Source organism: Paenibacillus sp. Soil522 (assembly GCF_001428245.1).
Taxonomy (GTDB): Bacteria; Bacillota; Bacilli; order Paenibacillales; family Paenibacillaceae; genus Pristimantibacillus.
The window spans coordinates 44,066-59,289 of the sequence record NZ_LMRV01000043.1; the positions used below are offsets into that span (position 1 = coordinate 44,066).

Annotated in this window: 11 protein-coding genes; all 11 read left to right on the forward strand. The window is 49.2% G+C overall.

Annotated features, from left to right (window positions below; all coding sequences use genetic code 11):
- Window positions 1-488: 488 nt before the first annotated feature.
- The 11 genes from spoIIE to hslO all read left to right on the forward strand — a co-directional run bounded on the left by spoIIE (window position 489) and on the right by hslO (window position 15,212).
- Entirely contained in the window at window positions 489-2,981 is a 2,493-nt protein-coding gene (spoIIE, locus tag ASG81_RS13645; RefSeq protein WP_056634817.1) for a stage II sporulation protein E, read from the forward strand.
- Window positions 2,982-3,631: 650 nt separating this feature from the next.
- Entirely contained in the window at window positions 3,632-4,357 is a 726-nt protein-coding gene (locus ASG81_RS13650; RefSeq protein WP_056634820.1) for a vWA domain-containing protein, read from the forward strand.
- Window positions 4,341-5,264, forward strand: a complete 924-nt coding sequence (locus ASG81_RS13655) for a serine/threonine protein kinase (RefSeq protein ID WP_056634824.1) — start codon at window positions 4,341-4,343, stop codon at window positions 5,262-5,264. Before ASG81_RS13650 ends, ASG81_RS13655 begins: the two co-directional genes overlap by 17 nt.
- Window positions 5,265-5,306: 42 nt before the next feature.
- Window positions 5,307-6,719, forward strand: a complete 1,413-nt coding sequence (tilS, locus tag ASG81_RS13660; RefSeq protein WP_056634827.1) for a tRNA lysidine(34) synthetase TilS — start codon at window positions 5,307-5,309, stop codon at window positions 6,717-6,719.
- A gap of 51 nt (window positions 6,720-6,770) precedes the next feature.
- The gene (gene hpt, locus ASG81_RS13665) at window positions 6,771-7,310 is read left to right on the forward strand and encodes a hypoxanthine phosphoribosyltransferase (protein ID WP_056634829.1); all 540 of its coding nucleotides are present in this window, start codon (window positions 6,771-6,773) and stop codon (window positions 7,308-7,310) included.
- A gap of 98 nt (window positions 7,311-7,408) precedes the next feature.
- A complete protein-coding gene (ftsH, locus tag ASG81_RS13670; RefSeq protein WP_056634832.1) occupies window positions 7,409-9,409 on the forward strand; it encodes an ATP-dependent zinc metalloprotease FtsH in 2,001 nt (666 codons plus the stop codon).
- 565 nt (window positions 9,410-9,974) lie between these two features.
- Window positions 9,975-10,913: a quinolinate synthase NadA gene (nadA, locus tag ASG81_RS13675; protein WP_056634835.1), complete on the forward strand. Its 939-nt coding sequence runs from the start codon at window positions 9,975-9,977 to the stop codon at window positions 10,911-10,913.
- 133 nt (window positions 10,914-11,046) lie between these two features.
- The gene (gene nadB, locus ASG81_RS13680; protein ID WP_056634838.1) at window positions 11,047-12,660 is read left to right on the forward strand and encodes an L-aspartate oxidase; all 1,614 of its coding nucleotides are present in this window, start codon (window positions 11,047-11,049) and stop codon (window positions 12,658-12,660) included.
- A complete protein-coding gene (nadC, locus tag ASG81_RS13685) occupies window positions 12,653-13,537 on the forward strand; it encodes a carboxylating nicotinate-nucleotide diphosphorylase (RefSeq protein WP_056634841.1) in 885 nt (294 codons plus the stop codon). The genes nadB and nadC overlap by 8 nt, the downstream gene beginning before the upstream one ends.
- Entirely contained in the window at window positions 13,534-14,307 is a 774-nt protein-coding gene (locus ASG81_RS13690) for a type III pantothenate kinase (protein WP_056634844.1), read from the forward strand. Before nadC ends, ASG81_RS13690 begins: the two co-directional genes overlap by 4 nt.
- Entirely contained in the window at window positions 14,307-15,212 is a 906-nt protein-coding gene (gene hslO / locus ASG81_RS13695; RefSeq protein ID WP_056634847.1) for an Hsp33 family molecular chaperone HslO, read from the forward strand. The genes ASG81_RS13690 and hslO overlap by 1 nt, the downstream gene beginning before the upstream one ends.
- The last annotated feature ends 12 nt before the right edge of the window (window positions 15,213-15,224 follow it).

Genomic DNA, 15,224 nt, shown 5'->3' on the forward strand with positions numbered 1-15,224 from the left:
ACCTTATAAATGGAGCAGAACCTACGCGGTTCTGCTTTTTTTGCGTCTGGATGATGGGTGTTGTTCTTCAAAAACAGAAAGCGCTTACAAAATGCTGTCGAAGCAGGACGCTAAACCTACGTATATGCTGGAGAATGATTGGATAGCGTTATGTTTAACCCGGGCAATGTCGTTTATAAATGGCTCGATTACTGAAAAAAAATACTTTTCTCGCATCCTCCATCATTCCCGACAGGTTTTAACGTATATTCGCCATAATCTGGAAAATAGGCGGCACGGTTTTTGTTGTCGGTAATTTGTTTGGAGAACTTGTGAAGATGAGGCAAACCTATACGGCGCATATGTTTGACAGCATGTTGACAATGGCTGCAATGCCAATTATATTTGTCGGAAAAAATTTTCAACCCTGTTACGCTAACTGACAAACTTCATACGGACAACCTCCTATAATGAAAAACACATTACAATCTGAATGGTGGTGTCTGTGCATGGAAAAGGAAAACACAGTTTTGCTTCCCGGCGTGAAACGGACAGGTCTAGTTAAGATGCTTATGCAGAAAGGACGGGAGTGGGTGGCAGGGCGTCGATTCATTCAGGTCATTATGGCTAAGAAGTGGACAGTTCTGCTTGTAGGTGTAGCTTTCTTACTTGGAAGAGCGGTCATACTCGAATCGCTTATGCCGTTCGCCGTCGCTTATTTCGCCGTTATTTATTTTATGCGAAGGGATATTTATCCGTGGGTGGCGGTGTCCTTAGTAGCTGGCAGCTGGCTGGCGGCCGATCCGGCGCCGATGTGGATTGCGATGGAGATTGCGGTTTTGTTTCTTTTCTTGAAGGGACTGGAGGCGTATGAGAAGGCGGAGCTGTCATCTGCACCGATTCTAGTGTTCGCATCGACCTTATTGGTGCAGTTGTTCAGTGTATTTATTGGGGACGAGCTTAGCTGGTACAACTTTATGCTCGTTGTTGTGGAGGCAGCTCTAGGATTTGTGCTTACTCTTGTATTTACACAGGCTATTCCCGTCCTAACGATGACCAAAAAATCAGCATCACTCAAAAATGAAGAAATCATTTGTCTAATGATTTTGCTCGCTTCCGTTATGACAGGGGCGGTCGGTTGGGTGTTTTATGGCATGTCTGCAGAACATGTTATGTCTCGCTATATGCTGCTGCTTTTTGCTTTAGCAGGCGGCGCTCCGCTGGGCGCTTCGGTCGGTGTTGTTGCAGGACTCATTCTAAGCTTGGCTGACTTTAGTGCAGTCGTTCAAATGAGCTTACTCGCATTTGCGGGCTTGCTTGCTGGCTTGCTGCGTGACGGCGGCAAAATGGCAGCGGCATTCGGAATGTTGCTTGGGACATCGATTTTATCCATATATGTAGGAAGCCAGGCTGATGTTATGAGCTCAACCTGGGAGTCAGTAGCTGCGGCAACGCTGCTTATGATGACGCCGCGCAGCATGATCCGTACCATTTCACGGTATGTGCCGGGTACGAATGAGCATGCCAAGTCGCAGCATGAATATGCGAAGCGGGTGCGCGAGGTGACCGCGGACCGTGTATCGCAATACAAGGAGGTGTTCCAGCAGCTTTCACAAAGTTTTGGCCAGCTAAACAAAAGTGTAACGACGATGAACAGGGAGGATGAGATTAGCCATTTTATGAATGCGGTTGCTGAGCGCAGCTGCGCCAGCTGCCACCGTCAAAACGCTTGCTGGGAGGACAAGTTTTTCCACACGTACAAAATGATGACCGATATGATGTCCACGGTAGAGGAAAACCGCGTTCCGTCCGCTAAGGAGATACCGCGCGCCTGGTCGGCGCATTGCGTAAAATCTTCCCAGGTGCTGAAGGATATGAGTCAGCAGTACGAGCTTTACCAGAATAATATGCACTGGAAGAAGCAAATATACGACTCTCGTCAACTTGTTGCCGACCAATTGCAGGGCGTGTCGCAAGTGATGGAGGATTTGGCAAAAGAAATTAAAAGGGAGGGGCAGACGCTGCATTTGCAGGAAGAGCAAATTCGAGAGGCGGTGGAAGGACTCGGCTTATCGGTGCAAGGAATTGATATCGTAAGCTTGGAGGAGGGGAATGTGGATATAGAGGTGTACCACGCTTTTGGGCAAGGCTTTGATGAATGCCGTAAAATTATCGCTCCGCTGCTTAGTGATATTTTGGGCGAGCATATTGCGGTCAAGTCAGAGCATCCGCCAACGAGGAACGGAGAGCCTACCTTGGTAGCCTTTGGCTCGGCGAAGCAGTATGTGGTGGATACTGGCATTGCTGGCGCTGCCAAGGGAGGCGATCTGCTGTCGGGCGACAGCTTCAGTATGGTTGAGCTGGGCAATGGTAAATTTGCCGTTGCGATTAGCGACGGCATGGGCAATGGCGAGCGGGCGCGGCAGGAAAGCAGCGCGGCTTTATCCCTGCTGCAGCAGCTGCTGCAGTCTGGCATGGATGAGAAGCTGGCCGTGAAGTCTGTTAATTCGGTGCTCTTATTGCGTTCATCCGATGAAGTATTCGCTACCGTCGATTTGGCGATCGTAGATTTGTATACGGCTCAGACGACGTTTATGAAGATAGGCTCGACTCCGAGCTTTATTAAACGAGGAAGTGAGGTCATTCCGATAACGGCGAACAATTTGCCTATTGGCATTATTCAAGATATCGACGTCGACTTCGTATCTATGCAAATGCAGTCCGGGGATACGCTTGTCATGATGAGCGATGGCATTTATGATGCGCCGGGGCTTGCCGTTAATAAGGAGCTCTGGATGAAGCGCATGATTAGCGAGTTGACGACGGAAAATCCGCAAGAAATGGCAGATGCGCTGCTTGAGAAGGTCGTTCGCCATCATGATGGTGAAATCGTTGATGATATGACCGTGCTCGTAGCGCGTATCGATAAGCATTTGCCGGAGTGGGCGTCCTTCCGCTTCCCTGGGGTGACGCGCATGGAGCGTCCAAGGACGGTGAGCTAACGATTATTATTGGAAAAGTGAGTGATGGTCATTAAAGTTAGTGAGCGGATGTCAGCATTATTCATGGAGCGTGCTGAAGCCTTTTATTTGTCGGCGACTCGCAGTTGGCGGCCAAAGGGCTTCTTTTTGCTGTTTGACCGCAAAGCTTCGTTATGGTGAGCGGGATATGAGGGTGTAACGGTATGACACCAGTGTGTATTCGAAACGTTTGACTGTATTCGGAATCATATCAGGTAACAGGAAAAGTTCCATTTAATTTGCTTATGTATAGGTTTCGCGCGTTATTTATCTGGAATTTCTCAGACTGCTTGAGAAAGTTCGCGGTGAATGAGCATTTTCTCAACAGTCTGAGCTTTTCCTGTTAATCATTCCGCTAGCTTGTTACGATTGATAAGATATTCGCAATCCGCTCCGGTCTAGTACGAATTATATGTTCAACTTATCATTTTTTTTACTAGTCTAGCTGTTTATCCCTCTCAAAAAAGGCAAAGCTAGATAGAAGGCTGTAGCGAAGCCTTACGCTTGCGAAGCGGTGTTAGTTGCACAAACACTAAGCCTATGCTTTCGAAGCGGTGTTTGTTACACAAACATTAAGCCTATGCTTACGAAGCGGTGTTTGTTACACAAACACTTGAGGAGGGTAAACAATCATGAAACAAATATTATTAATTACGGATGGCTGCTCCAATGTGGGCCTTAGTCCGGTGGTTGCGGCTGCGCATGCGCAATCGGATGGGATTTCGGTCAATGTGGTAGGCGTATTGGATCATGGAGATGTGGGCGAGCTTGGCGCTGCGGAGATTGACGAGATTGCGCGCGCGGGCGGCGGATTAAGCAGGATGGTGAATATGCGCCAGCTGTCGCAGACTGTGCAGATGATGACGCGTAAGACGGTGGTACAGACGATTCAGCTGGCGGTGCAGAAGGAATTGAAGCAGGTGCTTGGCAACGGATCGATTGAGGCGCTCCCGCCGGAGAAGCGCGCTGACGTCGTTCGCGTGATAGATGAGCTTGGGGAGACATCAAGCCTGCAAGTAGCGCTCCTCATCGATGCGAGTGCGAGTATGAAGCCGAAGCTTGCAGCGGTGGAGGAGGCCATTCGCGATTTGATGCTTAGTCTGCAGGCCAGGCAAGGAAAAAGCGAGATTTCCGTTTTTCATTTTCCAGGCTCAAGACATGGTGATGATTGCGTGATGGATTTGGGCTGGACAAGCCACTTAAATGGCGTGTATGGGATTTTCCCGAGGCTGCAAATGGGCGGGACGACGCCGACTGGCCCTGCGATAATGCATGTAATTGATTTTTATCGCCAGGGCGATTATGGTAGACAGAGCAGAGACGGAACGGATGGGATGATGAGTGACTACGTCGTTTAAAGTTGATCTTCGCCGCGGCATGGTGGTTACCGGCAAGTGGAAGCAGGGTCGATACAGGGTTGAGAGGTTGCTTGGGGAGGGCGCAAACGGTAAAGTATATCTCGTACAGCGCGAGCGCAGCTGGTATGCATTGAAGGTCGGTATGGATGCGGTCGACCTGCAATCGGAAATTAACGTATTGCAGTCGATTGCCAAGCAGAAGCAGCACGGGCACGAGCCTTTTCTATTTGACGTGGACGATTTGTATGGGCCGGACGGACGGGAATATCCTTTTTATATTATGCGCTATGTGCTTGGCTCGACGCTGGACGACTATTTAAAGCAGCAGGGACCGGAATGGTTTCCGTTAGTTGGCCTGAACCTGCTTAGCAAACTGGCTAAGCTCCATCATGCAGGTTGGGTATTCGGTGATCTGAAGGTGGAAAATGTGCTCGTCGCAGATTACGGTCGTGTCGAGCTCGTCGATTACGGCGGCGTGACGGGGGTAGGCAAAGGAATCCGCCAGTTTACGGAGATCTATGACCGCGGCTACTGGAATGAAGGCTCACGGTCGGCTGACCCCGGATATGATTTGTTTTCCTTCGGCGTACTTTGCATAAAGCTGCATGAATCGAAACGGCTGCATCAGCTGACGATGGAGCTGCTGCCGCAAAATCGGTCTGCGGGCGAGCTTATCCAAATTGCCGAGTCGAGTCCGGCCTTGAAGCCGATTGCCGGCTGGCTGCGAAAAGCGTTCACGGGTCAATTCACGGACGCCTCAGACGCGTCAGCAGCATGGCGTGCGTTAATGCACAGAAGGGATACGCATAGATCTTCTGCAACGCCAGGGTGGCTGAAAGGGCTTGTTGCTGTATCTGCAGTGCTGCTAGGGACTTCGGTATATTGGCTGCTGCGCAATGTACTGTAAGGTTAGTCAAGAGCGGGGAAATGAAGGTGAGGGTAAATACATATGAATCTGCGGAACGAACTTGAGAAAGCGGCGGCGGAGCGCAGGCTTTGGTCAGCGGGCGACTGCATTGTGGCAGCGGTTTCCGGCGGTCCGGATTCAATGGCGCTTTTGCATATGCTGTCTGCCATTGCGAAGGAAGGGTACATTTCGGTCATAGCGGCTCATGTGAATCACGGTTTCCGCGTAGAGGAGTCGGCACATGAGCTGGCGGTTGTTCGGGCTTTCGCGGAGCAGTTGGAGGTCGTTTGCGAGACCGTCACTTTCGACATGCCTTCTTATATAGAAGAAACGCGAATGAACGGACAGGCTGCCTCTCGCGAGAAACGGTATGCTTTTTTGCATGAAATCGCGGAGCGTTACGGGGCGTCACGAATTGCGCTTGCCCATCACGCGGATGATCAAGCGGAAACGGTTCTTATGCGTGTCATTCGTGGAACGGGCTTAACGGGGTTAGCTGGAATGGTTAGCAAAAGACGAGAAAAAAACGTGGAACTTATTCGCCCCATGCTTCGTATGAACAAGTCAGACCTTCTGCGTTACTGCGAAGAACATCATGTCCCGTACTGCGTGGATAGCAGTAACAAGGAACGCCATTATTTCCGAAACATCATTCGGTTAGATATTTTACCGTATTTATCCCGGCATAATCCGCAGTTGTCCCAGTCACTTCAGCGTCTTGCTGAAGTAGCGGGAGCGGAAGACGAGTGGATGGAGAAACAAACCGAAGCCTTATTCGCACAGCTCGTTACACGATCCCCCAATGAATGCGCGATAAGCTGCGTCGATTTGCACGGTCTCCACATCGCTTTACAAAGGAGATTGATTAAACTAATATTAAGTTATCTTTCTAAGGAGACGGAAAAGATATCCTTCGAACAGATTGAGACGATGCGGCTTGCCGCTTCCGCTCATGCGCCAGCAACATGGCGAATCGATGCTGGCGCCGGTATTCGCTGCGCTCGTGAATACGATAGGATGCGATGGCTTCGTATATCGCAGCACGCATTAAACGGTGCAGACGACTACTCGTGCGAGGTAGAGAGGAATACATATCGCTTGACAGTTGAGCAAAGCGGGTGGTCATTTGAGTTTGACTATGCATCTGTGAGAGATAGCCGTAAGCCTGCTTCACGTTATGAAGCCTGCTTCGATGCTTCGGAATTGACGTATCCACTCGTCATTCGAAATCGGCTGCCAGGCGACAGAATTCAGGTTTTAGGATTAAATGGTTCGAAAAAAGTGCAAGATATGTTCGTTGATGAGAAAATCGCACCGCTCAAGCGAGAGTTATATCCGCTGCTGTTCGATGCAGCAGGGAAATTGCTCTGGATTCCGGGCATTCGCAGATCAAGCCACGCGCTTATGGAGCCGCACACAAAAGACGTGTTATTCATAAGGGCCAGCAACGAATAAGATGCACGGGTACACTCATAAACATAGTTAAGGCGTAGGGGGATTTCTACTTTGCAAAACGATATTCAAGAAGTATTGTACGACGCGCAGCAGATTAGTGATAAGGTAAAAGAGCTTGGCGAAACGCTGAGCAAGGATTTTAGCGGACGTAATCCGCTTGTTATTTGCGTTCTTAAAGGCGCGTTTATATTCATGGCGGATTTGGTGAAGGAAATAACGGTGCCGCTTGAACTTGATTTTATGGCCGTGTCCAGCTATGGGCAATCCACGAAATCGTCCGGCGTCGTCAAAATTATTAAAGACCTTGATGTTTCGGTCGAAGGCCGTGATGTTCTGATCGTTGAGGACATTATCGACAGCGGGCTTACGCTCAGCTATTTAATCGATGTATTAGAGCGTCGCAATGCGAAATCGGTCACCGTCGTAACATTGTTCGATAAACCGGCGCGCCGCACCGTTGAACTGGAGGCGGATTACAAGGGCTTTACGCTGCCGGACGAGTTTGTTGTCGGTTATGGACTGGATTTTGCAGAGAAATACCGCAATCTTCCTTACATTGGTATTTTGAAACCGCAGATTTATGAGAAATAATAGCGATTCACCCGTACATGCCCTTCTCCGTATACCTCTATTGTTATGGAAAGTCATGCTATGGTAAAATATTTTAAGCGTCTGAGAGGAGGTTGGGGATGAATCGGATCATCCGTAATACTGGTTTTTATTTAATTATCTTTTTGGTGACCGTTGGGATTTTTCAATTTATCAGCAGCCAAAATGACACGACAGTTGGATTGCGATATGACGAGCTTCGTGCTGCAGTTGAATCGGGCAATGTTAAGGAACTGAGTGTTAAGTATGAGAATCAAACTTATTTTGTTACTGGTAAATATAATACAAAGCCTGCAGGCGCGGACAGCGACCAGTTCGTATCCAGGGTAAGCGTCAAAGCTGAGGAGAAGATACTCGCTTGGCAGGAGCAGTTCGGGTTTAAGCTGGAGAGCAAGGAAATGGACCAGCCAAGCATTTGGCTTACATTCCTCACTTCCATTATCCCGTTTGTCATTATCTTTGTCCTGTTCTTCTTCTTAATGAATCAAGCTCAGGGCGGCGGCGGCAAAGTGATGAACTTTGGAAAGAGCAAAGCGCGTCTTTATGATAATGAGAAGAAGCGGATTACATTTGAAGATGTCGCTGGCGCTGACGAGGAGAAACAAGAGCTCATTGAGGTCGTGGACTTCTTAAAGGATCCGCGGAAATTCAATCTGGTAGGCGCTCGCATTCCGAAGGGCGTGTTGCTCGTTGGTCCTCCGGGTACTGGTAAAACCTTGCTTGCTCGTGCAGTGGCAGGGGAAGCGGGCGTGCCTTTCTTCAGCATCTCCGGTTCCGATTTCGTAGAGATGTTCGTCGGTGTCGGCGCATCCCGTGTACGTGACCTGTTTGAGAACGCAAAGAAAAACGCTCCATGTATCATTTTTATTGATGAGATTGATGCTGTAGGTCGTCAGCGCGGTGCCGGTCTTGGCGGCGGGCATGATGAGCGTGAGCAAACGCTCAACCAATTGCTCGTTGAAATGGACGGCTTTGGCGCTAACGAAGGCATTATCATTATAGCTGCAACGAACCGTCCGGATATTCTGGATCCGGCACTTCTACGCCCAGGCCGCTTTGACCGTCAAATTACGGTTGACCGTCCAGACGTGAAAGGCCGTGAAGCAGTGCTTAAAGTGCATGCCCGCAACAAACCGCTTGCGAAGGATGTTAAGCTTGAGGTTATTGCGAAGCGTACGACAGGCTTCAGCGGTGCTGATCTTGAAAATTTACTGAATGAAGCAGCGCTTCTGGCTGCTCGTCGCAATAAGAAGGATATCGCTATGGTCGAAGTTGACGATGCAATCGATCGTATCATTGTCGGTACGGAGAAGAAGAGCCGTGTCGTCAGCGATCGTGAGAAACGGATTGTCGCTTACCATGAGGCGGGACATACCATTGCAGGCTACTTCCTGGAGCATGCCGATATGGTACACAAGGTTACGATTATTCCTCGCGGCCGAGCTGGCGGATACGTCATTATGCTGCCGAAAGAAGATCGTATGCTTGTAACCAAGCAAGAGCTTCTCGATAAAATAACAGGCTTGCTTGCGGGCCGCGTAGCCGAAGAGCTGTTTATCGGCGAGATCGGAACAGGGGCTTACAGTGACTTTAAACAAGCGACAGGTATCGTGCGCAGCATGATTATGGAATACGGTATGAGCGATAAGCTTGGACCGATGCAGTTCGGAAGCTCACAAGGTCAAGTATTCCTCGGTCGTGATATTGGTCATGAACAGAACTATTCCGATGCGATTGCATACGAAATTGACCAAGAAATGCAAAATATTATTTCCGGCTGCTACGATCGTGCGAAGAAGCTATTGACGGAGAAGAGCAAGGAAATGCATATTATTGCTCAAACGCTGCTTAGCGAAGAAACGCTTGAACTTGACCAAATCAAACGTTTGGTTGAGACGGGTTCTTTGGATAGCAGTACACCAGTGGATGGAGCTTCAACTACAACTGAACCGGCTTCTGAACCGATTGTTGAGACGGTTGGGGACGTTAAGGTACGCATTCAGACTCGTGAAGACGCAGAGATTAAAGCTCCTGTCCTTGAAAAGCGAGAAAACCCGGAAGATCCGGATAAGAACGAGTAAATATTTGTTGCCAATGGCAATTAAAGTCGTCCTGCTACTTGAATTAAGTAGCAGGACGACTTTTTTATTATGATTTAGCTTATTAGCCGGACATTGGACAGCACATTATACAACGCTTATATTTTCCACCGCGCATATCCTTGCTGCCTTGAACGTATTTCGTTAGTGGAAAATTACGTATTATATCCCTCTTATTGGAGAATAAACTTCATGGGGAACTTGGGCAGCCTTATGATCCGGTAAAGCGGTAAGTGACAGGAGGGTCTCATTCCAATGACGGTTTGAGGCACTTTTTTTAATTTTGAAGACTCATTTATGTCGAACGATGCCCTGAGTCTGCCCTCTTCATAATTAATTTTAAGTTGCCGCCCTAAAAAGGACTTTAATACATTGACAGTAGCATCTACCACGTGTAAATTAAATCTTAATCAAATGAATTTATGCCTTTTGGTTTAAACTATAGGTAAGCGACTTTCTAAGTTTGTGCATCAATTCACAAAGTCGAGCTTGCTGTAAATCGGAATGGGAATTATCCCCCATCCCTCATAAGAGGAGAGGATCTACTGTGGAAGCACTGGCACTGGAACGCAAGGCGGAGCAAAACCGAGAGCTGCGTGAACGGCTGTTACAGTTGAAGAAAGAACGGAACGCAATCATTTTAGCTCATTATTACCAACGTGATGAAATTCAAGAGGTAGCCGATTTCCGTGGGGATTCCTTCCTGCTTGCGCAGAAGGCAGCCCAAACGGATGCCGATGTTATCGTTTTTTGCGGCGTTCACTTTATGGGCGAGAGTGCGAAAATTTTGGCACCGAACAAAACGGTTATCATTCCCGACGAGCGTGCGGGCTGCCCGATGGCAGATATGGTAAGCGTTGACGGCTTGCGTAAGCTTAAAGCGCAGCATCCGAATGCAAAGGTCGTTACGTACATTAACTCGTCTGCGGAAATTAAAGCAGAGACTGACATTTGCTGTACATCGGCGAATGCGGTTAAGGTTGTCAATTCGGTAGAAGGCGATGAAGTCATCTGGGTACCGGACAAAAACCTCGGACATTATGTGCAGCAGAATACCGATAAGAAAATGATTATCTGGGAAGGCTACTGCAACACGCATGACATGCTTACCGTTAAAGATGTAGAGGAAATGAAAGCGAAATATCCGAACGCGCAATTTGTTGTGCATCCGGAGTGCCGTCCGGAAGTAGTTGAGCTTGGCGATTTCGTCGGCAGTACAACCGCAATTATTAAATACTGTAAGGAATCGGAGTGCCAGGAGTTTATTGTAGGAACTGAAGATGGTACAGGCTATCAGCTTCGTTTAGACAGTCCGGGCAAGACATTCCATTTTGCATCAAAATATTTGGTTTGTCCGAACATGAAGGTTAATAATTTGAAGAAGCTTGTGAAATGCTTGGAAACGATGCAGCCTCAAATTTATGTGCCGCCGCATGTTGCGGATCAAGCCCGATTGTCCTTGGAGCGCATGCTGCTTGTGAAGTAGTATGCGCTGCTCCTATATATGAAATATAAGAATTAATTCGTTTCATCTCTATTTAGCATGCTTATATTTCAGCGCGAAACATAAGCAACGCAGCCAAAGACGGCTTTTGCCGTTTACGCTTGGAGGAGCCATGATGATTCCCAGATATTTAGTCGATGTGCAGCTAAGTGAGCTGCCTGTTATTGAAAAAGACGTTATTGTAATTGGGGCCGGCATTGCCGGTCTTTTTACCGCTATACGGGCAAGCGAAAATAATTCCGTTCTTATGATTACTAAAAAGTCGCTGCTCGACAGCAATACACGCTATGCCCAAGGCGGTATCGCTGCCGTTACATCGGATGAGGATTCGCCTGCTTACCATAGGGATGATACGCTCATAGCGGGCGCCGGCTTGTGTTCGAATGAAGCGGTTGATGTACTCGTTCATGAAGGGCCGAAGGGTGTTCGAAGCCTGATCCAGATGGGTACGCAATTCGATTTGGAGAATGGCGAATTTGCGCTCACGAAAGAAGGCGCGCACAGCCAGCGTCGTATTTTGCATGCCAACGGTGATGCTACCGGCTTCGAGATCGTACGGGCTTTATCGGAAACCGCGGTTGCTAATCCGAAAATTGAAGTTTGGGATGATCATTTCGTAATCGATCTGGTTACGCAGGATGGCGTATGCTGCGGCGCAATCGTACAGAAGCCGGGCGGACAACGCTTATTCGTCAAAGGCAAAGCGGTCATTTTAAGTTCAGGCGGAGCCGGACAGCTGTATCGCTATACAACAAATCCTGAGGTTGCAACAGGAGACGGGATTGCGATGGCTTACCGGGCAGGCGCTTACATTCAGGATGTGGAGTTTATCCAATTCCATCCGACCTCGCTTTGCTACCCGGGTGCACCGAGATTTCTCATTTCGGAGGCTGTGCGCGGAGAGGGCGCTTATCTTCGCAATATTAAAGGCGAGCGTTTCATGGACCGTTACCATGAGCAGCTGGAGCTGGCGCCTAGAGATGTTGTGGCACGGGCGATTGTCAGCGAGATGGAAGAGACGAAATCGACCTTCGTTTATATTGATATTACGCATGAATCGGCGGAAATGGTGAAGCATCGTTTTCCTACGATTTATGAATATTGCTTGAAATACGGTCTTGACTTAACATCGGACTGGATTCCGGTAGCTCCCGCTATGCATTATATGATGGGCGGAGTGAAAACCGACTTAAATGGGGAAACGAATATTAAGCGTTTGTTTGCTTGCGGTGAGGTGTCGTCGACTGGTGTGCATGGTGCTAACCGGCTTGCAAGCAACTCGCTTTCCGAGGCGATCGTATTCGGCAGAAGAATCGTGAAGCGTATTAATGAGCTTCCGGGCAATACGGTTGATCCTGTTATTGATAATGAAACAGAACGCAGCAGTACACCGATTCAGGCTGTAGTAGAAAGAAGGCTTAAGCTGCAAAAGATTATGGTGCGCTATGCTGGCTTGCGCCGCGATGCGAAGGGGCTTGAGAAGGGGCTTGAGGAGTTGAAGCGGCAGCTGCCGATTTATCAATCGATTTTGACCGAGCGCGAAGAGTATGAGTTTGCTAATTTGCTAACCTGCGCGATGCTGACCACGGAAGCGGCGCTATCGCGGGAGGAAAGCCGCGGTGCGCATTACCGGGAGGATTTCCCGGTACGCGACGATGTGATGTGGAGAAAGCATACGGTGTTGCACCGTCTATATGGACTGACGGAGGAGCGAATTGAGAATGTTTGAATGGACGGCAGGCGGTTATGATGTTGCAGTACGCGAGCAAATTCGCGGTTGGCTCGCTGAAGATGTTGGCAGCGGGGATATAACGACTGAGACGACGATCCCTAGAGAATCGCGATCAAAAGCGGTTATCCATGTGAAGGAAAGCGGCATTATTGCAGGGCTTCCGATCGCCAGGCTCGTATTTGAGGTTGTGGATTCGTCGCTTGTGTTCGAAGCAAAGGTGCAGGACGGCGAGTATGTGGATAAGGGTACGGTGCTTGCCACAGTAGAAGGCAGTACGCATAGCCTGCTAATTGGCGAGCGGCTTGCGCTTAACTTAATGCAAAGACTGTCAGGCATTGCTACCAAGACGCGCGCTTTCGTTAATGCGCTTGAGGGACTGCCGGTTCGGCTGGTGGATACGCGTAAAACAACGCCGGGACACCGGATGCTGGAGAAGTATGCGGTACGTGTGGGCGGCGGAGCTAATCATCGGTTCGGCTTGTATGATGCGGTTATGATTAAGGACAATCATATTAAAGGCTCCGGCGGCATTCGTGCGGCGGTCGAAGCTGCACGACACAAAATTCCGCATACGATGAAAATTGAAGTGGAGACGGAATCGCTGGAGCAGGTAGATGAGGCGCTTGCTTGCGGAGCCGACATCATAATGCTGGACAATATGGCTCCTGCCATGATGAAGGAAGCCGTAACCCGCATCAAAGCGGCATCTCCGCATGTGATTGTGGAGGCGTCGGGCGGCGTTTCTTTGGAGACCATAAATGGCATTGCGGCTTGCGGTGTTGACGTCATTTCCGTAGGCGGATTGACTTATTCATTCCATGCGCTTGATATTAGCCTGGATTTGAATGCGAAGAAGGGTGGGGAACCGCTTTGATCCTCGTCATTGATGTCGGGAATACGAACATTGTGCTTGGCATATACAAAGGGAAAGAACTATTGCATCATTGGCGGCTAAGCACGAATCGTTCGGCGACTGTAGATGAATACGGCATTAACATTCATAATCTGTTTCATTACGCGGGCGTGAAGCTTGAGCAGATGGATGGTGTCATTATTTCTTCGGTCGTGCCTCCTTTGATGCGGACATTAGAGCAGCTGTGCCTAAAATATTTGCGCAAAATCCCGCTTGTCGTAGGGCCTGGCGTAAAAACCGGACTGAACATTCGCTATGAAAATCCGCGTGAAGTAGGAGCCGACCGCATCGTGAATTCGGTGGCAGGCATCGTGAAATATGGTTCTCCGCTTATTGTCGTTGATTTTGGAACGGCTACGACATTTGATTACATAGATGAAGGCAGTAACTACTTAGGCGGCGCAATTGTACCGGGGATCGGTATTTCCACCGAGGCGCTTTATCAGCGTGCGGCTAAGCTTCCGCGCATTGAGCTGGTAAAGCCGAAGAGCGTAATCGGCCGCAATCCGGTGACGTCGATGCAGGCTGGAATTATTTTTGGATACGCCGGGCAAGTGGATGGTATTGTAAAACGTATTCGCACGGAATTCAGCGTCTCGCCGCGCGTTATCGCAACCGGAGGTTTGGCCGAGTTAATCGCTGCTGAATCGGAAACGATAGAAGAGGTAGATCCGCTTCTGACTCTTGAAGGTCTGAGAATCATATATGAACGCAATCAGGAGGGAATATGATGGAAAATCAGCTGAAGGACGTGCTGGTGCGAGGTACGGCATGGAACGGCAAAATTCGAGTTTTCGCGGCTCGCACGACTCAGCTAGTCGAGGAGCTTCGAAAGCGGCATGGCACATTTCCAACGGCAACTGCCGCTTTAGGCCGCACCTTGACAGCGGGAGCCATCATGGGTGCCATGCTGAAGGGGCAAGAAAAGCTGACGATTCAGGTAAAGGGCGATGGCCCAATTGGCCAGATCGTCGTCGATGCAAATGCGGACGGCGAAGTGCGCGGCTACGTCGATCATCCGCAGGTCCATTTGGCAAGCAACGCGCATGGCAAGCTTGACGTTGCCGGAGCGGTCGGACGCAGCGGACATCTTCATATTACGAAGGATTTAGGGATGAAGGAGCCGTATCGCGGCAGCATTCCGATTATTTCGGGCGAGCTCGGCGAGGATTTTACTTACTATTTCGCGGTTTCGGAGCAGACGCCTTCAGCTGTAGGTCTTGGCGTTTTAGTGGATACAGATAATTCGGTGCTGCATGCGGGCGGATTTATCGTTCAACTTATGCCCGGACTAACAGATGAGGAAATTACAAGGCTGGAGCAAGCGGTTGGTTCGATGCCGCCTGTGACGGCGCTGCTGGATCAAGGGGAAACACCTGAGAAGCTGCTGCGCTGGATCGTTGGCGACAGTGATCTGCAAATTCACGATACGATGGACTTGAAATTCCAATGCTTCTGTTCTGCGGAACGCGTAGAGCAAACGCTGCTCAGTTTAGGCGAAAATGAGCTGAAACAAATTATTGAAGAAGACGGAAAAGCGGAAGTCGTTTGCCAATTTTGCAACGAAGCGTATACATTTGAACGGGCACAGCTGGAGCTGCTGCTTGAACAAGCGAAACCGAAGCCGATCCAATAAATCGGAGGCATT

Excerpts from the sequence above, each read along its gene's own strand:
- nadB (WP_056634838.1), top strand. The coding sequence starts at position 11,047 with ATGATTCCCAGATATTTAGTCGATGTGCAGCTAAGTGAGCTGCCTGTT.
- spoIIE (WP_056634817.1), top strand. The coding sequence starts at position 489 with ATGGAAAAGGAAAACACAGTTTTGCTTCCCGGCGTGAAACGGACAGGT.
- hslO (WP_056634847.1), top strand. The coding sequence starts at position 14,307 with ATGGAAAATCAGCTGAAGGACGTGCTGGTGCGAGGTACGGCATGGAAC.
- ASG81_RS13650 (WP_056634820.1), top strand. The coding sequence starts at position 3,632 with ATGAAACAAATATTATTAATTACGGATGGCTGCTCCAATGTGGGCCTT.
- nadC (WP_056634841.1), top strand. The coding sequence starts at position 12,653 with ATGTTTGAATGGACGGCAGGCGGTTATGATGTTGCAGTACGCGAGCAA.
- ftsH (WP_056634832.1), top strand. The coding sequence starts at position 7,409 with ATGAATCGGATCATCCGTAATACTGGTTTTTATTTAATTATCTTTTTG.
- tilS (WP_056634827.1), top strand. The coding sequence starts at position 5,307 with ATGAATCTGCGGAACGAACTTGAGAAAGCGGCGGCGGAGCGCAGGCTT.